Annotated in this window: 20 protein-coding genes; 9 read left to right on the top strand and 11 right to left on the bottom strand. The window is 38.9% G+C overall.

Annotation, left to right across the window (positions count from 1 at the left end; genetic code table 11):
* Positions 1–51: 51 nt before the first annotated feature.
* On the bottom strand, positions 52–1,941 hold the full coding sequence (gene mnmG / locus ABD009_RS13875; RefSeq protein WP_343826404.1) for a tRNA uridine-5-carboxymethylaminomethyl(34) synthesis enzyme MnmG: 1,890 nt from the start codon (positions 1,939–1,941) through the stop codon (positions 52–54).
* A 589-nt stretch (positions 1,942–2,530) separates the two neighbouring features.
* Between mnmG and ABD009_RS13870 the strand changes: the two genes are divergently transcribed.
* Positions 2,531–4,600 carry a bifunctional 2',3'-cyclic-nucleotide 2'-phosphodiesterase/3'-nucleotidase gene (locus ABD009_RS13870; protein ID WP_343826402.1) on the top strand — a complete coding sequence of 690 codons (2,070 nt, stop codon included), beginning with the start codon at positions 2,531–2,533 and terminating at the stop codon, positions 4,598–4,600.
* Positions 4,601–4,655: 55 nt separating this feature from the next.
* On the opposite strand, the gene ABD009_RS13865 is transcribed toward ABD009_RS13870, so the two are convergent.
* The 6 genes from ABD009_RS13865 to rpmH form a co-directional block, all read right to left on the bottom strand.
* Complete coding sequence (locus ABD009_RS13865; RefSeq protein ID WP_343826400.1) at positions 4,656–5,090, bottom strand: flavodoxin domain-containing protein; 435 nt, start codon at positions 5,088–5,090, stop codon at positions 4,656–4,658.
* A 29-nt stretch (positions 5,091–5,119) separates the two neighbouring features.
* A complete protein-coding gene (mnmE, locus tag ABD009_RS13860) occupies positions 5,120–6,499 on the bottom strand; it encodes a tRNA uridine-5-carboxymethylaminomethyl(34) synthesis GTPase MnmE (protein ID WP_343826397.1) in 1,380 nt (459 codons plus the stop codon).
* An 81-nt stretch (positions 6,500–6,580) separates the two neighbouring features.
* A complete protein-coding gene (yidC, locus tag ABD009_RS13855) occupies positions 6,581–8,239 on the bottom strand; it encodes a membrane protein insertase YidC (RefSeq protein ID WP_343826395.1) in 1,659 nt (552 codons plus the stop codon).
* Positions 8,240–8,244: 5 nt separating this feature from the next.
* Entirely contained in the window at positions 8,245–8,511 is a 267-nt protein-coding gene (yidD, locus tag ABD009_RS13850; protein WP_155696852.1) for a membrane protein insertion efficiency factor YidD, read from the bottom strand.
* Positions 8,466–8,834, bottom strand: coding sequence for a ribonuclease P protein component (gene rnpA, locus ABD009_RS13845; protein ID WP_330997828.1), 369 nt, complete (start codon positions 8,832–8,834; stop codon positions 8,466–8,468). The genes yidD and rnpA overlap by 46 nt, the downstream gene beginning before the upstream one ends.
* Positions 8,835–8,838: 4 nt before the next feature.
* The gene (gene rpmH / locus ABD009_RS13840) at positions 8,839–8,973 is read right to left on the bottom strand and encodes a 50S ribosomal protein L34 (RefSeq protein ID WP_155696850.1); all 135 of its coding nucleotides are present in this window, start codon (positions 8,971–8,973) and stop codon (positions 8,839–8,841) included.
* A 418-nt stretch (positions 8,974–9,391) separates the two neighbouring features.
* On the opposite strand from rpmH, the gene dnaA reads away from it, so the two are divergent.
* The 7 genes from dnaA (at position 9,392) to ABD009_RS13805 (ending at position 19,282) form a co-directional block, all read left to right on the top strand.
* Positions 9,392–10,795: a chromosomal replication initiator protein DnaA gene (gene dnaA / locus ABD009_RS13835; RefSeq protein ID WP_330997827.1), complete on the top strand. Its 1,404-nt coding sequence runs from the start codon at positions 9,392–9,394 to the stop codon at positions 10,793–10,795.
* A gap of 14 nt (positions 10,796–10,809) precedes the next feature.
* A complete protein-coding gene (gene dnaN, locus ABD009_RS13830; RefSeq protein ID WP_155696848.1) occupies positions 10,810–11,913 on the top strand; it encodes a DNA polymerase III subunit beta in 1,104 nt (367 codons plus the stop codon).
* Between the two features lie 15 nt (positions 11,914–11,928).
* Positions 11,929–13,056 (top strand): DNA replication/repair protein RecF, encoded by a 1,128-nt coding sequence (recF, locus tag ABD009_RS13825; protein WP_343826389.1) that lies wholly within the window; start codon positions 11,929–11,931, stop codon positions 13,054–13,056.
* The gene (gene gyrB / locus ABD009_RS13820) at positions 13,047–15,491 is read left to right on the top strand and encodes a DNA topoisomerase (ATP-hydrolyzing) subunit B (RefSeq protein ID WP_343826387.1); all 2,445 of its coding nucleotides are present in this window, start codon (positions 13,047–13,049) and stop codon (positions 15,489–15,491) included. The genes recF and gyrB overlap by 10 nt, the downstream gene beginning before the upstream one ends.
* Before the next feature lie 99 nt (positions 15,492–15,590).
* On the top strand, positions 15,591–16,502 hold the full coding sequence (gene glyQ / locus ABD009_RS13815; RefSeq protein WP_343826385.1) for a glycine--tRNA ligase subunit alpha: 912 nt from the start codon (positions 15,591–15,593) through the stop codon (positions 16,500–16,502).
* A gap of 12 nt (positions 16,503–16,514) precedes the next feature.
* Entirely contained in the window at positions 16,515–18,575 is a 2,061-nt protein-coding gene (gene glyS, locus ABD009_RS13810; protein ID WP_425543083.1) for a glycine--tRNA ligase subunit beta, read from the top strand.
* A 257-nt stretch (positions 18,576–18,832) separates the two neighbouring features.
* Positions 18,833–19,282, top strand: coding sequence for a hypothetical protein (locus ABD009_RS13805; RefSeq protein WP_343826381.1), 450 nt, complete (start codon positions 18,833–18,835; stop codon positions 19,280–19,282).
* A 54-nt stretch (positions 19,283–19,336) separates the two neighbouring features.
* Here ABD009_RS13805 and ABD009_RS13800 read toward each other — a convergent pair whose 3' ends face one another.
* The 4 genes from ABD009_RS13800 to fadB all read right to left on the bottom strand — a co-directional run bounded on the left by ABD009_RS13800 (position 19,337) and on the right by fadB (position 24,139).
* Positions 19,337–20,410 carry a GGDEF domain-containing protein gene (locus ABD009_RS13800; protein ID WP_343826379.1) on the bottom strand — a complete coding sequence of 358 codons (1,074 nt, stop codon included), beginning with the start codon at positions 20,408–20,410 and terminating at the stop codon, positions 19,337–19,339.
* A gap of 29 nt (positions 20,411–20,439) precedes the next feature.
* Positions 20,440–20,673 carry a sulfurtransferase TusA gene (gene tusA / locus ABD009_RS13795; RefSeq protein WP_343826377.1) on the bottom strand — a complete coding sequence of 78 codons (234 nt, stop codon included), beginning with the start codon at positions 20,671–20,673 and terminating at the stop codon, positions 20,440–20,442.
* Positions 20,674–20,801: 128 nt separating this feature from the next.
* On the bottom strand, positions 20,802–21,962 hold the full coding sequence (fadA, locus tag ABD009_RS13790) for an acetyl-CoA C-acyltransferase FadA (RefSeq protein ID WP_343826375.1): 1,161 nt from the start codon (positions 21,960–21,962) through the stop codon (positions 20,802–20,804).
* Between the two features lie 11 nt (positions 21,963–21,973).
* Complete coding sequence (gene fadB, locus ABD009_RS13785; protein WP_343826373.1) at positions 21,974–24,139, bottom strand: fatty acid oxidation complex subunit alpha FadB; 2,166 nt, start codon at positions 24,137–24,139, stop codon at positions 21,974–21,976.
* A gap of 247 nt (positions 24,140–24,386) precedes the next feature.
* Here fadB and ABD009_RS13780 point away from each other — a divergent pair, with 247 nt between their 5' ends.
* Positions 24,387–26,315, top strand: coding sequence for a lytic transglycosylase domain-containing protein (locus ABD009_RS13780; RefSeq protein ID WP_343826371.1), 1,929 nt, complete (start codon positions 24,387–24,389; stop codon positions 26,313–26,315).
* The last annotated feature ends 22 nt before the right edge of the window (positions 26,316–26,337 follow it).

The following is a 26,337-nucleotide window of genomic DNA, read 5'->3' as shown; positions in this document are numbered from 1 at the left end:
GAGCAATGCCCGCCATACCTAGGATTATTTGGATATTGTTACAGAGGAGATTTATGCAGATTTTTTAAGTGCGCTATGCTTTTTCAAGTAAACCAGAATCATTGAAATTGCTGCCGGTGTAATTCCTGAAATTCTTGCTGCCTGTCCTACCGTGTCTGGTCTAGCATCTTCAAGCTTAGCAATAACTTCATTTGATAGGCCGCTGATTGACGCATAATCAAAATCTGACGGAATAGCTGTATCTTCATTTTTTTGCTGCTTTGCGATCTCTAGTAATTGACGATCTATATAACCTTGATACTTTATCTGAATCTCAACTTGTTCAGCAGCTTGTTTGTTGGAGTTTGCAGGGCCAACACCTTCAATGCTCATCAAGTCGTCATAACGAACTTCTGGGCGGCGAACCAAATCTTCTAAACTTGCTTCTCTAGAAATTGGCGTTTTTAGTAAATCATTGATTTGATCTAACGCGGCATGATCTTTGTGGATCCAGTTCGATTTTAATCGTTCTTGTTCAACTGCAATCTGTTCAATTTTTTCGTTGAAGGTTTTCCAACGTTCGTCACAAACTAAACCAAGCTCGCGACCTTTTTCCGTTAGGCGTAAATCAGCGTTGTCTTCACGAAGCAATAATCGATATTCAGCGCGGCTTGTGAACATACGATAAGGTTCTTTTGTGCCCAATGTAGCTAGATCATCAATTAACACACCAATGTAAGCTTGATCTCTACCAGGTGACCATGCTTCTTTTTCTTGTGAGCTTAACGCTGCGTTCATACCAGCAATTAAACCTTGTGCGCCAGCTTCTTCATAACCAGTTGTGCCGTTGATTTGGCCAGCAAAAAAGAGCCCATCAATAAATTTGGTTTCTAACGACTGTTTTAAATCACGTGGATCAAAGTAATCATACTCAATAGCGTAACCAGGACGAGTGATGTGAGCGTTTTCAAACCCTGCAATTGAGTGAACAAGATCTACTTGAACGTCAAAAGGTAAACTTGTAGAGATACCATTTGGATAAAGTTCATGAGTTGTTAGACCTTCGGGCTCTACGAATATTTGGTGTTTGTCTTTATCTGCAAAACGAACAATTTTATCTTCGATTGAAGGACAGTATCTTGGTCCGATACCTTCAATAACACCTGAGTACATTGGCGATCTATCTAAGCCGCCACGAATTACATCATGTGTTTTTTCGTTGGTATAAGTTATAAAACAAGGGATCTGTTCAGGATGACAACCGTTTTTACTGATGTAAGAAAAGTTTGGTGTCGGTGTATCACCTGGTTGCGCTTGCATGACAGAGAAGTCTACGGTTCGGGCGTCTATACGAGGCGGAGTACCTGTTTTTAGGCGATCAACTCGGAATGGCAATTCTCTTAAACGATCCGCTAATGCGATTGAAGGAGGATCGCCTGCGCGGCCTCCTGAGTGGTTTTCTAAACCAATGTGTATCTTGCCACCCAAAAATGTTCCAACAGTCAGTACAACGCTTTTGGCTTTGAATTTGAGGCCCATTTGAGTCACAACACCAACTACACGATCTTGTTCAACAATAAGATCGTCACAAGATTGTTGAAATATTTTTAAATTAGGTTGGTTTTCTAAAATTGATCGAATAGCCGATTTATATAACTGACGATCCGCTTGTGCTCGAGTTGCTCTAACGGCTGGGCCTTTAGATGAATTTAGTGTTCTAAATTGAATACCACCAGCGTCTGCAGCTAGTGCCATTGCACCACCTAAAGCATCGATCTCTTTTACAAGATGACCTTTGCCAATTCCACCAATGGCTGGATTACATGACATCTGACCTAATGTGTCTATGTTGTGAGTTAGCAACAGAGTGCTTTGGCCCATTCTAGCTGAAGCTAAAGCAGCCTCAGTACCAGCGTGACCACCACCAATTACGATGACATCAAAAGTTTCAGAAAAGATCATTATTACCTCAAAACAACAAAAAATTACGGATCCTCAAAAAGAGGGCGCATATTCTAGCTCGGTTTAATAGGCTTTGGAAAGCTTATTTTTTATTCATAACTTGCTTTGATTTATAAGTTTCTGATCGCTTTATTAATATAAGATCTATTTAAAGATCTTTTATTTTTATTACTATTAAGCAGCGCCTTTTCTGTGTGTAAGCCACTTTTCTTTAATTAAAATAGGATCTTATAGCGATCAATAACTGTGATCTAACTTGGATCAAGTGTGTTTAAACCCTTGGATAACTAGCCCTTTTATCCACAGGCAAAATACCTGCAAAAGTTATAATCTGGATATCTCCAGTTAGATCAAACGATCTTAACGATCTTATACACAGGCCTAGTAACGAAATAACATCTCTGTGTGCATATTGTTAGTAACTAGGTTTAACCCTGTGATCAGGTTAATGATCGGCTAATTAGAGCATGTTGATGTGCATAAGTAGATCTAATTAACCCATGTTAAAAAAGATCGTTATATTTTTTAGATCCAGCCAAATATATGTGATTAAGTTTAAAATTACATAAAAACTGAGGCGTAATCGTTTATGATCTCTGTCTCATTTGTTATTTGGACCATCGTTTTTATGCAATTAAACCTTTTTATCAAGTCAGTTTGTCTAGTCTTTATTCTACTTATAAGCGCTTGTTCGGTATCAGAACCAGTTAAAGAAAAGGCGTCTCCAACCTTAACATTACGCATTATGGAGACCACAGACATCCATATGTACTTCGCTAATTATGACTATTTTAGAAAAACTAAGACTGAATCGATAGGCTTTGTTAATACGGCAACTTTGATCAAGGAAGCACGATCAGAGATGCTTAATTCAGTTTTAATTGATAATGGAGATCTACTACAGAATAGTCCACTTGGTGATTATGAAGCTCAAATTCGCAGAGATAAGATACTGGCCGGTGATATTCATGTTGCTTATAAAGCGATGAATTTATTAGATTACGATGTAGCAAACATTGGTAATCATGAGTTTAACTTTGGTCTTGAGTTCTTAAAAGCCTCTATCAAAGGCGCCAACTTCCCATATATAAGCGCAAACGTTTATAAGAAGAATAAAAATGCAGAGGTAGTAAATGCTTTCTCGCCATACATTATAAAACCAAAAACATTGATTGATGTTAACGGTAATAACTACGAGATTAACATTGGCTACATAGGCTTTGTTCCACCTCAAATAATGCAATGGGACAAAAGTCACCTAGAAGGAAAAGTTTTTGCGGAGGACATTATAGAGACAGCACATAAATTTGTTCCAGAAATGAAAGCGAAAGGTGCAGATATCATAATTGCGGTTCCTCATTCTGGTTTATCTATGCAAGATCATAAAGATGGGGCAGAGAATGTTGCCTTGATGCTATCTAAAGTGCCAAATATTGACGCTATTTTGTTTGGCCATCATCACCGATTGTTTCCGGGTGATCCTACTTTCGATGGTTTTGAGCATTTAGGTGTGAACAATAAAACCGGTAAACTTAATGGTGTTCCGGCAGTGATGCCAGGCTTTTTTGGAAACCATTTGGGGTTAATTGATTTAGAACTAAAGCTAAGCCAAAACGGTCATTGGTCAATTGAAAAGTCTACTGTTTCTGTCAGAGCAATCGCTAGTGGCTCAAAGCGGAACAATACATTTGTTGATCATGCTAAAGCGGATAAAGCGGTTTTTGAAGCGATAAAGCCGCAACACGAGGCAACCATAAAGTGGATATCGGAATCTTTTGCTGAATTAGCACATCCAATTAATAGTTTTTTCTCTTTGGTGCAAGATGATCCTTCAATACAAATTGTTGCTAACGCCCAAATTGATTGGGGAAAACGTTTTATATTAGGAACTGAACTTGATGGTCTGCCTGTTTTATCTGCGGCTGCACCGTTTAGAGCCGGTAGGAATGGCTTTGAAGACTTTACTTATATTAAAGCGGGTAAGGTGTCGTTATTAGATGTTGTTAGCTTATATGTGTTTCCAAATACAATTAGAGTGGTCAAACTCACAGGACATGATGTAAAGGAATGGCTCGAGCGCTCAGCCGGTCAGTTTAATCAAATAGATCCTACTTCGCCAAAAACTCAGTATTTGTTAAATGAAGCGTTTCCAAGTTTTGATTTTGATGTCATTGATGGCGTTACCTATGAAATTGATGTGACACAGGCTTCTCGTTATAACACAGAAGGGCATCTTCAAAATGATTCCGCTCATCGTATTGTGAATCTCAAATACAAAGGATTGCCTATTAATTTAGAAGGTGAGTTTCTTGTGGTGACTAATAATTACAGAGCATCTGGTGGAGGAAAGTTTCCAAATATAGATGGAGTTTCAAGAGAAACATTTGAAGGACCAGACGAAAACAGAACTGTATTAAGAAGTTATATTCAGGCCCAATCAAACAAGAGTAAGGGAATGGGTATTAAAGCAAAACCAGATAATAATTGGCAATTTAAGGCGATTAAAACTTCGATCAAACTTGACGTTATATTTAAGTCTTCACCTTCATTAAATGCTCAAAACGTTTCTGAAAAAATTAATGCTATTTCTATTACTAATCCAGTGCGTGTTGATAATGATGGACTTGCGCTATACCAGATAGATTTAACAACAAACTAGCAAACGAGATGAAAAAATGAGCAGTGTCTTACTTTATGTATCACTGCTCATATGTTTAAACAAACTTATCTAAATGGGCTTTTAATAAAGGAAGAATTATATCTTCTGGTAGTTCATCGGACATAGCGTCCGCAAAAATTGGTGCAAACATACGGTTTGCGTTTGCGCTGGATAATAATTCATCAAGTGATTTTGCAGCTTTGCAGAACGTATCGTAACTCGAATCACCTAAGCCAATAACAGCAAACTTTTTGTTGTCTAAGTTTGGCGACGTTTGTAACCATTGCTCAAATTTCTTTAGGTTATTTGGAACTTCACCTGCGCCATGTGTTGATGTGCAAATAACGAGTGTTTCGTTATCGTCTAGTGACAACTCAGATATTTGATCAATCACTTCTGCATTTAAATCATGTTCACCTAGCAGATCTAAGACTTCATCTGCTACATATTCTGCGGTACCGGTTTCCGTTCCAACAATTATCTTAATCATGGTTATTCTTCTTTTTTATTTGTCTTATCTTATTTACCAATACAAAACGAACTAAATATTCTGCCTAATAAATCGTCTGAACTGAATTCACCGGTAATTTCATTGAGGTGTTGTTGAGCGATTCTTAATTCTTCTGCCAAAATTTCACCGGCAATAAATGAATGAAGTTGCTCCTTACCTTGAAGTAAGTGCGAATATGCTTTGTTTAATGCATCAAGATGACGTCTACGAGCCATAAAGGTGCCTTCCGTACTTCCTTGAAAACCCATGGCTGACTTTAAGTGCTGTTTTAGCTCTTCGATACCAAGCTGCTGCTGAGCTGAAATTGAAATAACCGGAATATTGTTAACCTCTGTCACTTGAGATTTACTTTCACCAATTAAGTCGATTTTATTTCTGATAATACTAAGAGGCATATTTTCTGGAAGTTTATCCATAAACTCAGGCCAAATATCATTTGGGTCGATATTTTCACCACTTGTTGCATCAACCATCAGTAATACTTTGTCAGCATCATTAATTTCCTGCCATGCTCGCTCAATACCAATTTGTTCAACGGTATCTGGGCTTTCTCTAAGGCCTGCTGTATCGATAATATGTAACGGCATACCATCAATGTGGATATGTTCTTTTAATACGTCCCTGGTGGTTCCTGCTATATCAGTGACAATCGCACTGTCCTTACCAGATAGAGCATTAAGTAATGAAGATTTACCAGCATTTGGCCTGCCCGCAATAACGACTTTCATCCCTTCACGAATAATTGCCCCTTGTTGGGCTTGGTGTTTTACCGAGTCCAAATAATCGATAATGCCATCAAGATCATTTGCTACCTTTCCATCAGATAAAAAATCAATTTCTTCATCAGGGAAATCAATGGCCGCTTCTACATAAATACGCAGGCTTATCATTTTTTCAACAAGGCTGTTAATTTTGTTAGAGAACTCGCCTTGCAGAGACTGAAGCGCTGACTTGGCTGCTTGCACAGAGTTACTTTCAATTAAGTCGGCAATGGCTTCCGCTTGGGTTAAGTCTATTTTGTCATTTAAGAAAGCACGCTCACTAAACTCACCCGCTCTGGCTAACCTTAATCCGTCTATCTTTGTGATTTCTTGTAAAATGAGATCAATTACAATTGGACCGCCGTGACCTTGAAACTCAACAACGTCTTCGCCTGTAAACGAGTTTGGTCCTTTAAAAAATAACACGATACCTTGATCAAGCGTTGTGCCGTCTGAAGACTTAAAAGACATATATTCAGCTTGACGAGGTTCTGGACAACGACCAACGATATGAGCTGCAATGTCTTTTGCTTTTGGTCCAGATACGCGAATGATACCTACACCTCCTTTTCCAGGAGCGGTTGCTTGGGCTGCAATTGTGTCATTGTTTTCAAATGGGCTGGTCATATCTGGTCTCTGTTGCGTTTAAATTGAAAAAGGCGACCCGAAGGCCGCCTTTAATTGTACTTTATTTTTCAGGTTAAAGGGTTAGCCTTTTTTAGCTGCCGCTTTTTTATCAATATTTTTGTAAATAACTAACATCTGAATAATTGAGATTAAGTTAGAAACAAACCAGTATAAAACTAGACCTGATGGGAACCATAAGAAGAATACAGAAAATAATACTGGCATCCACGTCATCATTTTTTGCTGCATTGGATCAGCAGATGGTGTTGGAGACAGTTTTTGCATCAAGAACATTGAAGCACCAAATAAAATTGGTAATACAAAGTATGGGTCTTTTGCAGATAAGTCAGTAATCCAAAGTCCAAATGGTGCATGACGAAGTTCAACACTTTCTAGGAATACCCAATACAAGGCCAGTAATATCGGCATTTGTAGTAATAGAGGCAAACAACCGCCCATTGGGTTTACTTTTTCTTTCTTGTAAAGTTCCATGGTTGCTTGACCAAACTTCTGACGATCATCACCGAAACGTTGTTTCAGCTGCTCCATTTTTGGTTGAAGCGCACGCATTTTCGCCATCGACTCATACTGCTTTTTAGTCAATGGATATAAGAACATCTTAACAACAATAGTTATTAAGATAATCGCGATACCCCAGTTTCCAACTACACCATAGATAAATGCTAATCCTGAGAATAAGATTTGACTGATAAACCAAAGGAAACCGTAATCAACCGTTAAATCTAACGTATTGTGGATTTGCGATAATTCTTCTTGGTTTTTAGGGCCCGCAAATAATGTAGATTCAACTTCAACCGTTTGACCTGGCTGAACTGCTACAGAAGGCGATTTAACACCTATAATTGCTGCGCCACCGTTGTTGATAACACGAGAGTAAATGCTGTTTTGCTCTGTTTGACTCGGTACCCAAGCACTTACAAAGTAGTGTTGAATCATACCAACCCAGCCGCCAAGGGTGTTTTTATTTAAACGCTCGTCAGCCATGTCGTCAAAGTCATACTTGTCGTAAGCTTCGTCGGCAGTAGAGTAAACACCACCACGGTAAGTTGGCATCATCATGCTGCTTTCATGTTCAACTAAGTCTTGCTTCAATTGATAAAAAGGCTGAATAGTAGCGGCAGTCGCATTGTTGTTAGTTACTTTAAAAGCAACGTCTATTGAATGTTTTTCACGTTTAAAGGTAAACGTTTTAACAACGGTTAAACCTTGTTCAGATTGAAACGTCAATGGAACCACTAAACTGTTGTCTTCAAGTGTCCAATCTTGTTGTGTCACTGAATAAACAGGGCGACCGTTTGAGTTACCATCTGGACCTTGTGCGCCTACTAAACCAGACATGGCAACATAAGCTGGTGACTGTTGAAGTAAAACAAACTTTTCTTCAGATAAGTGAGTTCGGTCATGCTCTAATAAAATAGCTGAAACAACATCACCACCGCGTGGGTCAATAAGAATTTCAAGAGCGTCAGTTGTTACTTTAATTAATTGTGATGAAGCTACTTTTTTAACTTCTGCAATTGGCGCTGCGTCTGATTCTGGTAAATCAGCAGAACGGTTTTTTACAATTACATTAGACTGACCATTGTCAGTAACGACTTGTGTATTCTCAGCCGATACTTGCTGAGGTGCTGGCGTGTTGTAATCGACTTGCCACTGTTGGAATAGCAAAAAGCTAACCAAGGCTAAACCAATAACTAAGAACGAACGTTGCGATTCCATAGCGCTTACTTCTCTTTATTTTCTGTGTTAATTGATGTTGGTTTTGGTACTGGATCAAATCCGCCATCACTAAAAGGATGGCATTTTAGAATACGTTTCACACTTAACCAAGAACCTTTTGCAGATCCATGGGTATCTAGTGCTTCAATTGTATATTCTGAACAACTTGGATAAAAACGACATTTAGCTGGAAACCAAGGACTAATAAGTATTTGGTAACCCCGAACTATTTTTTTAAGGATTGTTCGCAACGGAGCGCGATTTTTTTCCATAATTTATTCAGCTGCTTGTTAAGTTTTTCATTATCTACTTTGCCAATACCATCTCGAGCGATGACTACTATATCAATATTTGGCAATTGGTGTTGATTTAAACGAAAACTTTCTCGCGAAACACGTTTTATTCTGTTTCTGCCTACTGCAGTTTTTTCTTTCTTTTTCGCGACAACAAGTCCAACACGTGGATGTGGTAAATCATTGTATTTAGCAAGAAGAGTAAAATGGTCTGAAACAGCTTTAACCGGGCGGTCAAAAATGCGGGAAAAATGCGAGGGAGTTACTAAACGTAACTCCCTTGGAAAAGTGAAGTTATCCACTTTATTACTTAGAAAGAACTTTACGTCCCTTCGCACGACGACGAGCTAGAACAGCACGGCCGTTTTTAGTTGCCATACGAGCACGGAAGCCGTGAGTACGTTTACGTTTTAGTACGCTAGGTTGAAATGTACGTTTCATATTTAATCCATCCGATCGGTTATTACTACAAAATTACCCGCAGGTCGCGACCCCTGCAGGGCCCCAAAAAAGGACGCCGAATAATATAGATTGATCCACTTTTAGTCAATCAAAATGATCCAATAAATTTAAAGTTTATATTTTATACACAAGCTAGGCCCCAAAAACACCACAAATTGTGGATAAAAACTCAGTTGTTCTTTTGGGTTTTACCGCTAAAAGTATCGGTTTGATTGGTTTGTAGAGGATAATAAAAGTCTTTAGTTGGCGCTACGTTTAGCACACACAAATTAAGTAAATTTAATCGTGTTTTTATGCGTATTCTTAGTTGAGTTTGTGGATAAAATTAAGGCATAATAACCGATGCGATTTTACATAAACGCAATAATTATAACCGGACATCATAATAGGATATTCAGTGTATCAGTCTTTATGGCAACATTGCCTTCAGGTTTTAGAACAAGAGTTGTCTCAACAACAATTCAATATGTGGATTAGGCCGTTGCAAATTCACAGTTCTGACCAATTAATTACCCTGTATGCGCCAAATCGTTTTGTTTTGGACTGGGTAAGAGATAAATACATGAATCGAATTAACGAGTTGTTAGTGCAATTTAGTGATTCAAATCCAGCACCGCGATTAAACTTTGATGTTGGTTCAAAAGTAAATATTCAGCCTGCACCTATTTCTCATGCTGCTGCTACAAGCAATTCAAGTCCTTCAGTTTCTCAAGGCAATATAAATAGTGGCCAATCAACATCTAGTCCAGCAAGAGAGCCTGCAAGACCAAAGGCTGTTTTCAGATCAAATATAAATGACTCATATACTTTCGATAGCTTCGTTGAAGGTAATAGTAACCAATTGGCAAGAGCAGCAGCGATGCAAGTAGCTGACAATCCTGGTGGAGCATATAACCCTCTGTTTTTATATGGCGGCACGGGTCTAGGTAAAACTCACTTACTTCACGCAGTTGGAAACGGAATCATCCAGAATAAGAAAGACGCTAAAGTAGTGTATATGCACTCAGAGCGTTTTGTGCAAGACATGGTTAAAGCATTACAAAATAATGCGATTGAAGAATTTAAACGTTATTACCGTGGTTTAGATGCGTTATTAATAGATGATATTCAATTCTTCGCTAAAAAAGATCGTTCACAAGAAGAGTTCTTTCATACCTTTAACGCCTTGTTAGAAGGTAATAAACAAATTATTTTAACTTCAGACCGTTATCCAAAAGAGATTGACGGTGTTGAAGATCGATTAAAGAGTCGATTTGGTTGGGGACTTAATGTTCCTATTGAACCACCAGAATTAGAAACTCGAGTCGCTATTTTGATGAAAAAAGCGCATCAAAGTAAAGTGAAGTTACCAGAAGAGGTGGCTTTCTTTATAGCAAAACGTTTACGTTCAAATGTTCGTGAATTAGAAGGCGCTTTAAATCGAGTTATCGCAAACGCCAATTTTACAGGTCGTCCAATTACCATAGACTTTGTTAAAGAAGCATTACGAGACCTACTTGCGTTACAAGACAAGTTGGTTACGATAGACAATATTCAAAAAACGGTTGCTGAGTATTTTAAAATACGAGTCGCTGATATTCTTTCTAAGCGCCGCAGTCGCTCTGTAGCAAGACCAAGACAAATTGCGATGTCCTTGGCTAAAGAATTAACAAACCATAGCTTACCTGAAATTGGTGACGCCTTTGGTGGGCGTGACCATACAACCGTGTTGCACGCTTGTAGAAAAATAAAAGAATTAAAAGAAGAAAGTCACGAGATAAAAGAAGACGTGCAAAACTTAATGCGAATTTTGTCGTCATAGTGGGGAATGGATAAATGCATTTTATTATAAGTAAAGATTCATTATTAAAGCCTTTAACTATGGTTTCAGGTGCAATTGAACGGAAGCATACGCTACCAATCCTTTCTAATGTATTAATAGAAGTATCGTTAGACTCTGTGAAGTTTACTGGTACCGATATGGAAGTTGAGCTCGTAGCCTCAACAACACCAGACAATGTTATTCAAGCGGGGGCAATTACTATCCCAGCTAAAAAGCTGTTTGATATTTGCCGCTCTTTACCTGGTGATGCTGAAATAGAATTAAAAGTGGATGGCCACTCAGCGGTTGTTAAATCAGGAAAGAGTCGATTTAGTCTTTCTACATTACCTGCTAGTGACTATCCAAACCTTGAAGAGTGGCAGTCTGACGATCAAATTGAAATAGCCAGACATACACTGCGTGCTTTAATTGAAAGAATAAACTTTTCAATGGCGAACCAAGATGTGCGTTATTACTTAAACGGAATGTCGTTTGAGTTAGAGACGGACATTATTAGAACGGTCGCGACAGACGGTCACCGTTTAGCATTAGCACAGCAACCGGTAGTTAATGGTGTAAAGCAACAGAAGCAAGTTATTGTTCCTCGTAAAGCGGTCTTAGAAATCTTACGTTTAGTAGAAGACGATAATGAACCTTTGCAAATACACTTAGGCAATAATCACATTCGCATTATTGATAAGCAGTTTGTGTTTACAAGTAAGTTAGTAGACGGTCGTTTTCCAGATTACAGACGTGTTTTACCGCAAGGTGGTGACAAAACCATTGTTGCAGATAAAAATATGCTTAAAGACGTTTTCCAACGCGTATCTATATTGTCCAACGAAAAGTTCAAAGGTGTTCGACTTAACCTTAGCCAAGGTGAGCTATTAGTAAGTGCTAATAACCCTGAGCAAGAGCAAGCGGAAGAAACGGCGATGGTTGATTACAACGGTGGTGACTTGGAGATCGGTTTTAACGTTTCTTATATCATTGATGTTTTAAACAACATAAACACAGATACAGTAAAAATAATGCTGGCAGACGCAAATAGCAGTGCATTGATTGAAGGTTATGATGACCCTTCAAGTTTGTACGTTGTTATGCCTATGAAGCTTTAGGTCATAAATTAATTAATGCTTGTTGAAAAAGTAAATATTGTTGGGTTTCGTAACTTGAAACTCGTAGCTATTGAAACTAAAGCAAGCGTTAATTGTTTTTATGGAAAAAATGGAAGCGGAAAAACGAGCCTTTTAGAAGCTTTATATTTTTTGAGTAGAGCTCGCTCTTTTCGAAGTAACAAGCGTAACCATTTAATAAATTCAGATGAAAGCTACTTAGCGGTAGCTGCATCATTAGAACAGTCAGGCTCTCATAAGTTAGGCTTAGACCTAGACGAAAAGGGAAATAGTAGATTAAAGCTCGACGGTGAAATACTTAACCGTTTGTCAGAAGGTACCGCTATTTTTCCTGTTCAGCTAATTACACCAGAAAGCTTTGATGTGTTTTTTAGTAGTCCAAAAGCTAGAAGAGGCTTTTTAGATTTTGGCTTGTTCCACGTGGAACATGATTATCAAAAGTGTTGGTCTGACTACCATAAGCAACAGAAACAAATAAACGCGTTATTAAAATTAGGTAACGCGGATCCAAAAGAATTAACTTTTTGGTATCGCGGTTTAGTTGAAAGTGCCAGTTTAGTTGAAGAGTTTAGAAATGGTTTTATCGAAAACCTACTTCAACCAATATTGGATGAACTAACCAAAAATTTAAAAAATAAAGAAACAGTTGAACTGCTAAAAGCCATTAAGGTGAAATATAAATCCAAGTTGTTTGATGCTACTGAAGATTTAGACAAAGCAATTCAGCACCAGATATTTAAAGACCAGAGATACAAGCAAGTAGGCTTTGGTCCGAGTAAAGCAGATATACTGTTTACTCAAAACGGAGAAGATATAACAAACAAGCTATCCAGAGGCCAAAGTAAAATGTTGTTTTATTTACTAGAAGTTGGGATGGTGCGTTTAGTTAAAAAAGTCAGTAACAAGAATATGTTGTTATTGATAGACGATTTACCATCAGAAGTTGATGAGTTTACTCGCGAAACAATGCTTGAAATGTTGCTTAATTCCGAAGCCCAAGTATTTGTAACAGGGATAGAAAGTAAAATAGCAATGGAATTTAAAAAATATACTAATTCTGTGAATGTGTTCCACGTGGAACATGGAACAATTAAACCAGAGAATATGGAGCAGTTATGTCCGTAGAAAATGAATATGGTTCGTCTAGTATTAAAGTCTTAAAAGGCCTTGATGCAGTTCGAAAACGTCCTGGAATGTACATTGGTGATACTGATGATGGTTCTGGCCTACACCACATGGTGTTTGAAATACTAGATAACTCTATTGATGAAGCCTTAGCTGGCCACTGTAGTGATATAGTTGTAAAAATCCACTTAGATGGCTCAGTCTCTGTAAGAGACAATGGTCGTGGTATACCAACGGAAATCCATCCTGAAGAGGGTGTTTCTGCTGCAGAAGTTATCATGACTGTACTGCATGCCGGTGGTAAATTTGGTGGTGAGGACTCAGGTTATAAAGTATCTGGTGGTCTTCACGGTGTTGGTGTTTCAGTAGTAAACGCATTGAGTGATAAGCTTGTTCTTACAGTTCGACGTGATGGCAAAGTCCATGAGCAAGAGTATCATTTAGGTGTTCCTGTTGCGCCTTTAGCTGTTGTAGGTGAAGCTTCTGAAAATGGTACAGAAGTAAGATTCTGGCCAAGTGCAACTATCTTCTCTGACGTGACATACCACTTCGACATATTAGTTAAACGTATCCGTGAACTGTCTTTCCTTAACTCTGGCGTATCTATTCGCATTATGGATGAGCGTGAAGAAGATAAAAGTGAGCACTTTTTCTTTGAAGGTGGTATCCGAGCGTTTGTTGATTATCTAAACCAAAACAAAAGTGCAGTAAACGAAGAGATCTTCTATTTTTCACTAGAGAAAGACGACGGCATTATTGTTGAAGTTGCGATGCAATGGAATGACTCATATAAAGAGCATATCCTTTGTTTCACCAACAATATTCCTCAGCGTGATGGTGGTACTCACTTAAGTGGTTTCCGTGGAGCCTTAACACGTACGCTAAATAACTATATGACTTCTGAAGGCTTGAATAAAGGCAAAGGAAAGAGTGCAGTTGATGTTTCAGCAAGTGGTGATGATGCTCGTGAAGGACTTACAGCTGTAATATCTGTAAAAGTACCAGATCCTAAATTCTCTTCTCAAACTAAAGACAAACTTGTTTCTTCTGAAGTTAAATCTGCAGTAGAACAAGCAATGGGTGAAAAGTTAGGTGAATACCTAATCGAAAATCCTTCGGTTGCTAAGAACATCATAATGAAGATTGTTGATGCGGCTAGAGCTCGTGAAGCAGCTCGTAAAGCAAGAGAGATGACCCGACGTAAAGGGGCTCTAGATATTGCTGGTCTTCCAGGAAAACTGGCCGATTGCCAAGAGAAAGATCCTGCAAAATCTGAACTATACATAGTGGAGGGTGACTCAGCTGGCGGATCTGCTAAGCAGGGTCGTAACCGTAAAAACCAAGCTATATTGCCTCTAAAAGGTAAGATATTAAACGTTGAGAAAGCACGTTTCGACAAAATGATATCTTCTCAAGAAGTAGGCACTTTGATTACAGCACTAGGCTGTGGTATTGGTCGAGACGAATATAATCCAGAAAAACTTCGTTATCATAATATCATTATCATGACCGATGCCGATGTCGATGGTTCTCACATTCGTACGCTTCTACTTACGTTTTTCTATCGCCAAATGCCAGAGTTGGTTGAGCGTGGATACATCTATATTGCGCAGCCACCACTTTATAAAGTGAAAAAAGGCAAGCAAGAGCGTTATATTAAAGATGACGAAGTACTGACTGAGTACTTAACTAGTCTTGCTCTTGAAAGCGCTACTCTACATGTTAATCAGGATGCTCCTGCAATTAACGGTTTAGAATTAGAAAAACTGATCAATCAATATCATAAAGCTGAACATGGAATATTAAGACTTAAGAAAAAAATCAATATTGAGATATTGAGAAACCTTATGTTCTTCCGTCCATTAACTGATGACCAGTTAAATGAAGAAGCTACTATTACAGATTGGTTAGAGTCTTTTGTTAAACATCTTAATGATAAAGAAACTGAGTCTGTTGTTTATAATGCAATTATAAAACGTGATGAAGAGCGAAATATTTGGGTTCCAACTATTCGTGTGCGTCAGCATGGTGTAGACAGAGACTATACATTGACTAAAGATTTCATCAATTCTAGAGAGTTTAAAGAGATTAGTTCAGTTGGTGAAATCAACATTGATTTACTTGAGGAAGGCGCTTACGTAAGTCGTGGTGAAAAACGTTTCCCAATAGACGATTTCGGAATGGCTGTAGAATGGCTAATGAAAGAGTCTAAGCGTGGCTTATACATTCAGCGATACAAAGGTTTGGGCGAAATGAACCCAGAGCAACTTTGGGAAACAACAATGGATCCAGAATCAAGACGTATGCTTCAAGTAACTATTGAAGATGCTATTGGTTGTGACCAACTATTCACTACATTGATGGGTGATCATGTTGAGCCAAGAAGGGCATTTATCGATCAGAATGCACTTAAGGTTGCAAACCTAGACGTATAATTTAGGTTTCAACTAAAAAAGCCTAGTCGTTTTTAACTGCTAGGCTTTATTTATTTAAGAGTTAGAATTTTTACGACAGCAAATTGGTAAACACAAATCATGAGCAAATATAATATTAATACCTTTCAAGGTTTAATCCTTGCACTACAAGAGTATTGGGCAAAACAAGGTTGTGTCATTATCCAACCTTTAGATATGGCTGTTGGCGCAGGTACTTTCCATCCAATGACTTTTTTAAGATCATTAGGTCCAGAGCCAATTAGTTCTGCATATGTTCAACCTTGTCGCAGACCTACAGATGGCCGTTATGGTGAAAATCCAAACCGTCTTCAACACTATTACCAGTTTCAAGTAATGCTAAAGCCATCTCCAGATAACATTCAGGAGCTTTACCTTGGCTCTTTAGAAGAGCTTGGCATAGATACGCTAATTCATGATATTAGATTTGTAGAAGACAACTGGGAGTCGCCTACGTTAGGTGCCTGGGGTCTTGGTTGGGAAGTTTGGTTAAATGGCATGGAAGTAACTCAGTTTACCTACTTCCAACAAGTTGGTGGCCTTGAGTGTAAGCCTGTGACAGGTGAAATAACTTACGGTCTAGAGCGTTTAGCTATGTACCTTCAAGGCGTTGATAGCATCTACGACTTAGTATGGACAGATGGTCCAATGGGTAAAGTGACTTACGGTGACGTATTCCACCAAAACGAAGTAGAGCAATCAACTTATAACTTTGAGTATGCCGACGTAGACACTTTGTTCCGAGAGTTTGATGACGCGGAAAAGGCTAGCCAATTGTTGATTGAAAAAAGCTTACCTTTACCAGCATACGAGCAAGTTATGAAAGCCTCTCATGCATTTAATATGCTTGATGCAAGACATGCTATTTCTGTTACTGAACGCCAACGCTATATTTTAAGAGTTAGAGCGTTATCTAAAGCAGTTGCTCAAGCTTATTATGATGCTAGGGAAGCTTTAGGCTTTCCAATGTGCAATGTACAAGACTCGAAATAGTAGGGCATGACGATGAAAGAAAATTTTATATTTGAACTAGGTACTGAAGAGTTACCACCAAAAGCCCTGAAAAAACTAGCACAAAGTTTAATGTCTGGCTTTGAAGCTCAGCTCAAAAACGCTGAACTAGAGTTTGATGCAATCAATTGGTTAGCTGCACCTAGAAGGCTTGCAGTGAAAGTAACCAACCTCCAATTTAACCAAGCTGACAAAGCCGTTGAAAAAAGAGGCCCGGCAGTTTCATCTGCATTTGATGCAGATGGTAACGCTACAAAAGCAGCGTTAGGTTGGGCTAGAGGTTGCGGTATTGATATTGCTGAGGCGACAAGACTAAAAACTGACAAAGGCGAGTGGTTACTTCATAAAGCGACGGTGCCTGGTAAAACACTCAATGAGTTATTAGAAGGTTTTGTAAAATCCTCTTTAAAACAGTTACCTATTCCAAAGCCTATGCGTTGGGGCGCGAATGACGCTGAATTTATTCGTCCGGTGCATACGTTAATCACTATGTTTGGTGACAAGGTGATTCCAGTAGAAGTATTAGGCTTAACTTCAGGTAATTTATCTCAAGGACATCGTTTTCATCATAGAGGAAAAGTAACTATCTCACACGCAGATAGCTACGAAGCTGAGTTAAAAGAAGCTCACGTACTTGTAAACTTCGATGAAAGACAGTCTTCAATAAAGTCACAAATGACGTCTATATGCACAGCTAATAACGCCGTTGTCAAAGACGACCAAGACTTATTAGACGAAGTAACTTCTTTAGTAGAATGGCCGGTTGCACTAGTGGGAACTTTTGAAGAGAAGTTCTTAGAGGTGCCTCAAGAAGCGCTTATCTATACGATGAAGGATGATCAAAAGTACTTCCCAATGCTAGACGAAAACGGAAATCTTCTTCCTAAGTTTCTATTCATAAGTAACATAGAAAGCAAACAGCCTAGTGCCGTAATTGAAGGTAACGAAAAGGTTATTCGTCCTCGATTAGCGGATGCTGAGTTTTTCTATAATACAGATAAGAAAACGTCTTTGGAGTCGAGACTTTCTAGCCTAGAAAGCGTTTTATTCCAAAAACAACTAGGTACGTTAAAAGAAAAGTCAGAACGAATTTCTTCACTAGCTGGCTTTATTGCTGGCAAAGTAGACGCAAATGAAGAACACGCTAAAAGAGCAGGCCTACTGTCAAAAACAGATTTGATGACAGAAGTTGTTATGGAGTTTACCGATATCCAAGGGATCATGGGTAAATACTATGCGTTAAATGACGGTGAAAATGCGGTTGTAGCTGATGCACTTTATCAACAGTATTTGCCGAAGTTTGCAGGTGATGAGTTACCAACTTCCAAAGAAGCATGTGCTGTTGCGTTAGCTGACAAGTTTGACACTTTGGTGGGGATTTTTGGTATTGGTCAATTCCCGAAAGGTGACAAAGACCCATTTGCACTGCGCCGTGCTGCAATTGGTATTATTAGAATAATGATTGAAAAAGAGCTTGAGCTAGACTTTAAAGAGTTAGCAGAGCAGGCTGCTTCATTATTCGGTGATAAGTTAACAAACGATAACGTTGTAAATGATGTTTTTGACTTTATGTTAGGGCGTTTTGAAGCGCACTATAGAGATCACGGAGTGTCTGTTGAAGTTATTCGTGCCGTTGAAATTAAAAAACCAACGTCAGCGTTAGACTTTAATAAGCGTTTAGCGGCAGTTGTTGAGTTTGCTAAATTGCCAGAGTCTTCAGCGTTAGCTGCAGCAAATAAACGTGTTAACAATATTTTAAGCAAAAACTCACAAAGCAGCTTTTCCGATATCGATAAGACACTTTTATCGGAAGCAGCTGAAATTAGCTTAGTTAATAAAATTGAAGACGTTGCGCCTGGCGTAGAAACAAGCTTTTCAAATGGTAAGTACAGCGAAGGGTTAACCTCTTTAGCTGCATTGCAGACTGAAATAGACTTGTTTTTTGACGGCGTTATGGTTAATGATGAGAATGAAGCTATCAGAAGCAATCGCTATGCTATTCTGGGTCGTTTACAGTCATTATTCATGCATACAGCTGATATATCAGTTTTATAGTCTTAAAATGATTTACAGAAGCCCAGTTCTAAAATGACTGGGCTTTTTTTTGACTTAAATTTGGCACTACTTGTGGTCTTAGAATTGCAGGTGCAATTGAAGCCTATTTCATATGGCGCGACTTTAACAGAGCTTTAGTCGCCCTCTGGAACAGCTTTAGAATAACTTTGGAATAATAAGACGGTAAACTGCCAGATTATTTTATTACTAGTGTGTAATATGAATTCTGCTTTACTACATTCGAGGAGTACGTGTAAATGAAAAAAATATTAGCTCTAATGACGGCTTCTCTGATGATTTCGGCTTGTGTTTCGCATCAACAGAAAGACGCTACAGGCTTCTTTTTAAGATCTGAGTTTTCTTGGTGGGAAGCTAAACGAGAGTATGAATTTAAAACGAGTTCAGAGAATCAAGCCGTAATTTACGTGGACCTTCAAAATGACGGTCAGCCGTATCATATTAAAATTGCTGATAAGGCTTGGTCTAGTGGTAAAAACTGCGGCGTATATAACGGTAATAGTAACACAATAAAATTGAGTGAGACTGTAAAACTAACTTGCCCAAAATTAACTAAGGAAGAGATGTTAATGCCTTTGGCTGGCGCTATAAAATTTACGCCTACCATAAACACTAAATATAAATTTATTGTTTATATGCAAAACAATAAACCTGTGTCGTTGAATATTGAATTGGCTAAACCAAACTAAGTTTATTCTAAAAATAACGCCTAGGTTAGCCAGTCTTTTGACTTATCTCGCTAATTAATCGGCCACCACTCTGTTTCGGCCTTTTTCTTTCGCCGTATATAATCGTTCATCTGCCAATTTTATTGCACTATTAAATTCGTCAGAGGACACTATTTCAGATACACCAAAGCTACTTCTGATGGTTAATAATTTACCATCTTCTAAAACCATCGGTGTATCTTGTAAAGAGACACGAATTTTTTCAGCAATTTTTTCAGCCTTTTTGATGCCCATTTGAGGTATACATACTAAAAATTCTTCTCCACCGACTCGACAAAGTACATCGGTATTACGAAGTGCTTTTCTTATAACATTTACACAGTGGACAATAGCTTTATCACCAACATCATGACCATAAGTATCATTGATAACTTTAAAGTGATCGATGTCTGTCATGATAAGAGAAGCTGGCAATAATAAGTTTGCGTTTGCCTTTAAATATGGAAAGTAGGAGGCTTCTAAGAAGCGACGGTTTGGAATATCCGTTAGTGCATCTGTGTTTGCATCTCGCTTGTGATCGATAGATACAGATTCAATTTTGGAATGGCTTTGCTCTCTATAAAACTCGTTTATGAAAGAAAATAAAATGATCACAAGGCTAGATAAAAGAAAGCGACTTCGCTCTGCCATTGCATACTCTGCTTTGATAGCGCCGTCGGTATAGAGAAGAAGAAACGCAATTACCACAAAACAAAATGAAAAAAATGAGCCCCACTTTTTACCAGTTACGGAATAAGTCATAAGAGGATAATAGAACAACCAATATAGAGCTGTACTCTCAGTGCCTCCGGAATAGATGAGCATGCCATTAAATACGAGTAAACCTGAGCATAAAACGATACGCCCAACTTGTTGATATGATGTTAAGTAAAAAATACAGGCGCTGACGATTACAAAACATAGCCCACCAAAAATTGATGCGTTAAGAAGTGCAGAGTACTCTTGATGATTAACGATCAATAAGCCTGCAAGTACTATAATTGCTAAGGTAATCATTGCTAAAAGTGACATGTTTTGACGTTTTACTTCAACGTTGTCGACGTTGTCAGTATTTATATATCGGTGCCACTTTTCATACTTTTCTTGCATATACATCCGTCCCAAATATGGTTACAAGATTATGTTCCCTTTTTTATTAGAAAAACAAAAGGTATTTCTTCAATATTTTGGTCTAATAATTCATGCCCCATAAACCTGCAAAATGAGGGGATGTCTCTAACTGTAGCAGGGTCATCGGCTTTTACTAACAGGGTTTCCCCTACATTCATTCCGCGAACTTCTTTTCTAATTATCATCACAGGCTCAGGGCATCTAAGCCCCATAGCATCTAATGTTCTGTTTGGTGAAGTCATATTAGGCTCTTAGCAATAGAAGTTTTATGTTACTGAAATTATGTAACAAAACATGAATAAGATTTTAACCAGATAAAAAAAAAGTGCAATGGCTTCAAACCACTGCACTTTTCTTGATTGGTTTAAGGTTATGGACGCTCAAAAATAGTCGCAATACCTTGGCCAAAACCAATACACATAGTTGCTAAACCATATTTCGCGTCTGCACGCTCCATATTGTTGATTAGCGTTGTAGATATTCTCGAGCCTGAACAGCCTAGTGGGTGACCAAGCGCAATTGCACCACCGTTTGGATTGATATCATCCATACGGTTTTCAATGCCTAAGCCTTTAACAACTGACAATGCTTGGGCTGCAAATGCTTCGTTCAATTCAAATTGACCTATGTCTTGAATGTCGATGTTTGCACGCTTAAGTGCTTTTTCAGTTGCAGGAACTGGACCCCAGCCCATTGTTGACGGCTCACAACCAGAAACACCCATAGCTTTAACTCTAGCGCGGAATTTAAGGCCCAGTTCATTGGCTTTTTCTTCGCTCATTACTAACATGCCTGAGGCACCATTAGAAAGTGCAGAAGACGTCGCTGCTGTTACTGTACCATTTACCGGGTTAAACACTGGACGTAGTGGTGAAAGTGTTTCCATTGTGGTTTGCGGACGAATTACTTCGTCGTAGTCACACATGGTTAATGCGCCATTCTCGTCATGGCCTTCAACAGCAATGATTTCATTTGCGAATCGACCTTCTACAGAAGCTTCATAAGCTAATCTGTGCGAACGAACACCAAACTCATCTTGTTGCTCACGGCTAATGCCATGTTTACGAGCTAGCGCTTCAGCAGTTAAACCCATTGAACCAGCAGCTTGAGCTGTGTTTAAGTTTAATCCTGGGTGGAAATCTAAGCCATGTGTCATTGGAACGTGAGTCATATGCTCAACACCACCAATAATAAACATGTCGCCTTGATCAGCCATTATCTTGTTGGCTGCATCATGAAGTGCTTGCATAGAAGAGCCACATAAGCGGTTAACCGTTACAGCAGGAACTGACGTTGGAATGCCTGCCAATAAAGCAGCTTGACGGCCTACGTTAAAACCTTGTTCTAGAGTTTGCATTACACAACCCCAGATAACATCATCAAGTTCAGCGGCATCAACCTTTGGGTTACGCTCAAGTAAAGACTTCATTACTGCTGCAGACAAATCTTCAGCACGTACATTTTCGAACATGCCATTTCTGGCTTTGCCCATTGCAGTACGAACGCAATCTATAATCACTACATTTTTCATTTTATTCGCTCCTACTTACCTGTGTATGTGCCGTAAAAAGTCTGGCCAGCTTCAGCCATTTGACGTGTTTTATCGGTTACATGATAAATCTCACCTAAGTCTTTGTACTTATCAGCTTTTGCAACAAAGTTAGCAAGACCTACTGTATCAACGTAACGGAATACACCGCCGCGGAATGGAGGGAAACCAATACCATATAACAACGCCATATCAGCTTCAGAAGGAGAGGCAACAATACCTTCTTCTAGACAACGAATAGTTTCGTTAATCATAGGGATCATTAAGCGGTCAATGATGTCTGCTTTGTCGAACTCTTTGTCCATCGCAGCAACATCACCTAATAAAGATAGTGTTTCATCTTTAATTTGTTTTTGAGGGCGACCACGTTTGTCTTTAGAATGCTCGTAGAAACCTTTGCCATTTTTCTGACCAAACATTTTGCTGCCGTAAAGAACAGAAATAGGGTCGTTTTCTAGCTTTTGCATTCTTGTTGGGAAAGCATCGGCCATTACGTCCGTACAATGATCAGCAGTATCGATACCAACAACGTCTAACAACATTGCAGGTCCCATTGGCCAGCCAAACTCACGTTCCATCACTTTATCAACTTGCGCAAAGTGAGCGCCGTCGTTAAGTAATAAGCTGAAACCAGCGAAGTAAGGGAACAATACGCGGTTTACGAAGAATCCAGCACAGTCGTTGACAACAATTGCCGTTTTACCCATCTTAGTTGCGTAGGCAACCGTTGCAGCGATAGTTGCATCAGATGTGTTTTCGCCGCGAATAACTTCCACTAACTGCATTAATGGCACTGGGTTGAAGAAGTGCATACCACAGAAGTTTTCTGGACGTTTTAGGCTTTTAGCCAAACGGTTGATAGAGATGGTTGATGTGTTCGAAGTAATGATGCCATTGTCTTCAACCAAACCTTCTACTTCAGCAAGAACTGACGCTTTTACATTCGGGTTTTCAACCACAGCTTCAATAATAAAGTCTGCAGACTTCAACGATTCATTGCTTAAAGAAGGCTGAATGTTGTTTAACGTTGTTGCCAACTTAACACCGTCGATACGACCTTTTTTAAGTTTCTTATTAAGAATCTTAGAAGCTTCAGCCATGCCTTGATCTAGCGCGCCCTGTGCAATGTCTTTCATTACGATAGGTGTGCCTTTAGATGCAGATTGGTAGGCAATACCGCCACCCATGATTCCTGCGCCTAATACAGCGGCTTGTTTAATTTCGTGAGTATTAACTTTACCCGCTTTTTTCGCTAAACCTTTAACGTACTGGTCATTCATGAAGTTACCAATCATGGCCGTTGCAGCATCTGTTTTAGCTAATTTCGCGAAGTAACGGTTTTCAACACGTACAGCGTCATCTCGGCTCATGCCAGCTGACTCATATACGCTATCTACTGCAGCAACCGGCGCAGGGTAATGTTTACCTGCTTTCGCCATTACCATTGTTTTGGCAACAGTCACTGCGTTTTCTAATTCTGTTGGGCTAAATTGAATAGGTGCTAGTTTTTGAGCTCGACGAGCTTGCCAATCTAGTTTGCCTTCAATTGCCTGTTGTAACATAGACGTTGCAACATCAATTATCTTGTCGTTGCTAGTAAATGCATCTACCGCACCCATTTTAAGGGCATCTTTAGGCTTCTTAGGGCGAGCTGATGTAATCCACTCAAGTGCATTATCAGGACCAATAACTCGTGGTAAACGAACCGTACCACCAAAACCTGGAATTAAACCTAAGTTGTTTTCTGGTAAGCCAACTTGCGCTGTTTCATCTACAACACGGAAGTCAGTTGCTAAACAAAGCTCAAAACCACCACCTAACGCAAATCCTGAAATAGCCGTTAGCGTTGGTACTTTAATGTCTTCGATGCCATCAAACATGTCAGAGCTAGACTTTACCCAATCAACAAGAATATCTTCGTCTTGCTTAAAGGTTTCTAAAAACTCAGTGATGTCAGCACCTACAATAAAGGCAGATTTAGCAGAACGGAATAATACGGCTTTAATCGAACTGTCTTCATTAATCGCTTTAGTAGCGTCTTTGCAGTCTTGAATAGTTTGTTGATCAAACTTGTTGACTGAACCAGGGGCATCGAATGTAAAGTGGGCAATTCCATGTTCACCCATGGTTACATTGACGGTTTGGCCTTTAAAAATCATTGTTATACTCCCAAAATTAAATGGTACGACCAGTTGATATTGTTCTACGAGTGTCGCCTTAAATACACTAAAAATCAATGTTTTTCCTTAGATACGACCACAAGTAGTACGTACTATTTAAAGATTTGGTTAAAGAATCTAAAAAATAAGGTCAAACACTCAGCGATTTTTGTTAAGTTAGTTTAGACTAAAATATCCGGTGTATAAGTGGTGAAGACTCATGGCAGTAAAAAAGGTTCAAATTAGTATGAGCAAATTCGTAAAGTTAAGCGCAATTTGTTTGGTTACCTTGCCGCTGCAGTTAATGTCTGCACCATTAAGTTCATCTTCTATAAATACCAGTAAAACCCAAATATCTTTTACGGAATTTGAAGAGATTGCCCAAGCAGGCGATACCAACGACTATTTAAGGTTAGTTAATACTTTTTCAAATTACCCATTATTTCCCTACGCAAAAGCTAATTATCTGTCAGCCACGTTAGATATAGATAAAAAAGCGGTCATTAATGAGTTTATTAATGAATTTGACGGTGCGCCATTTATCCCTTCCTTAAAGCTAAAATGGATGCACTATTTAGCAAATAATAATTACCGAGACGCATTTTTTGATGTTTATCAGTTTGGTGCGGACAGGGTACTTGATTGCCGCTATTTAGATTGGCAGTTAGAACTCAGCTCGCTAGAGCAATTAAGTGACCAAATAGCCGATGTTTGGGTCACCAACAAGTCATTGCCAAAAGAATGTGATGGCTTGTTTTCTGCGTGGTACAACAGTGATCTACTCAAACCTGAAGACGCATTGCAAAGAGTAAAGCTTGCGGCACTTTCTCGTAATTTTAAACTCGCACAGTATTTAAAGCGATACTTACCTACCGATCATCAATACCTAGTGGATTTATGGGTCAAAGCGAGTAAGCGCCCTAAAACAATTTATCGAGATGGCTTTTTTCTGTTCCACAATAAAAACGAGTTAGATATATTGAAGGTGTTTTCTGGTAAGTTAGCGTTTGCAAACCCAGAGGGTTTTTATCAATGGTGGGAAGGTAAAAAGTCGACACACAGCTTTGAAGACAAAACCAAAGTCTATATTGATAAAAAATCAGCAATTGCTCTAGCGGTAAATAAATCACCGATGGCGCTAGAATTACTTAATGCTTTGCCAAGTGATGTTGTTGACGAGAGCGTAAAACAGTGGAAGTTGGCAAGAGCGTTGGCGACCAATAATTGGCAAGTGGTTTTGGATACGCTTGATTCTTTACCTGAGTTATATCAAGTCGACCCATCGGTTGTATTTTGGCGAGCAAAGGCTGAACTAGAGGTTGGCGATAAAGATTATGCTCATCGATTACTCTCAGAACTTGCAGAACGTCGTGATTACTATGGTTTTATGGCTGCCTCATCGTTAGATATAAAATTAAATATTCGACATGAGCCAATAACCGCTGACTTAGTGATGCAAGCTAAGATAAAAAGCAACGATACGTTTAAAAGAGCGCTCGCTCTGTACCACTCAAACTCGTTGTTGCAAGCGAGAAAAGAATGGAATTACTTGGTCAGTAAAGTTTCTGAAGAAGAGTTGTTAGTCGCCTCTCAAATGGCGGCAGAACATGGCTGGGTTGATAGACCAATCTTCGCTTTATCTAAAGTGGATTACTTAAATGATGTTGAGTTACGTTTTCCTCTTGCCTTCAATAAGATTATCCAACAGCAGGCAAAACGTACTGGCTTACCGGCAAGTTTGATTTTCGCTATTATTCGTAGAGAAAGTTCTTTTATTGAAGATGCCTTTTCTTCAGCAGGCGCCGCAGGCCTTATGCAGATTAAGCCTGCTACTGCATCATTGGTTGCTCGAAAAAGAGTGTCAAAACACGACTTGTTTGAACCCGAAACTAACTTAAAGTACGCCTCGTCATATTTAGAAAATTTATTGGATAAAACCGATCAGCACTTGGTGTTAGCTGCTGCGTCTTATAATGCGGGTTACCACAGAGTTAAAAAGTGGTTACCAGAAGAAGCCGTAAATGCTGATGCATGGATTGAGTCTATCCCGTACAAAGAAACAAGAAACTATGTAAAAGCCGTGCTGGCTTACAAACAAGTCTATCAAAACCTTTTAAAAGAAGAGTCAAATTTGACGGCTGATATCACAACGCTACAGGTTAAGCCGGAAATTTAACGGCTTAGCTTAATGTTATAAA

Origin of the sequence: Psychrosphaera haliotis, from assembly GCF_039523615.1 — a bacterium.
GTDB classification, from domain to species: domain Bacteria; phylum Pseudomonadota; class Gammaproteobacteria; order Enterobacterales; family Alteromonadaceae; genus Psychrosphaera; species Psychrosphaera haliotis.
This window is presented reverse-complemented; position numbering and strand designations above follow the sequence as displayed.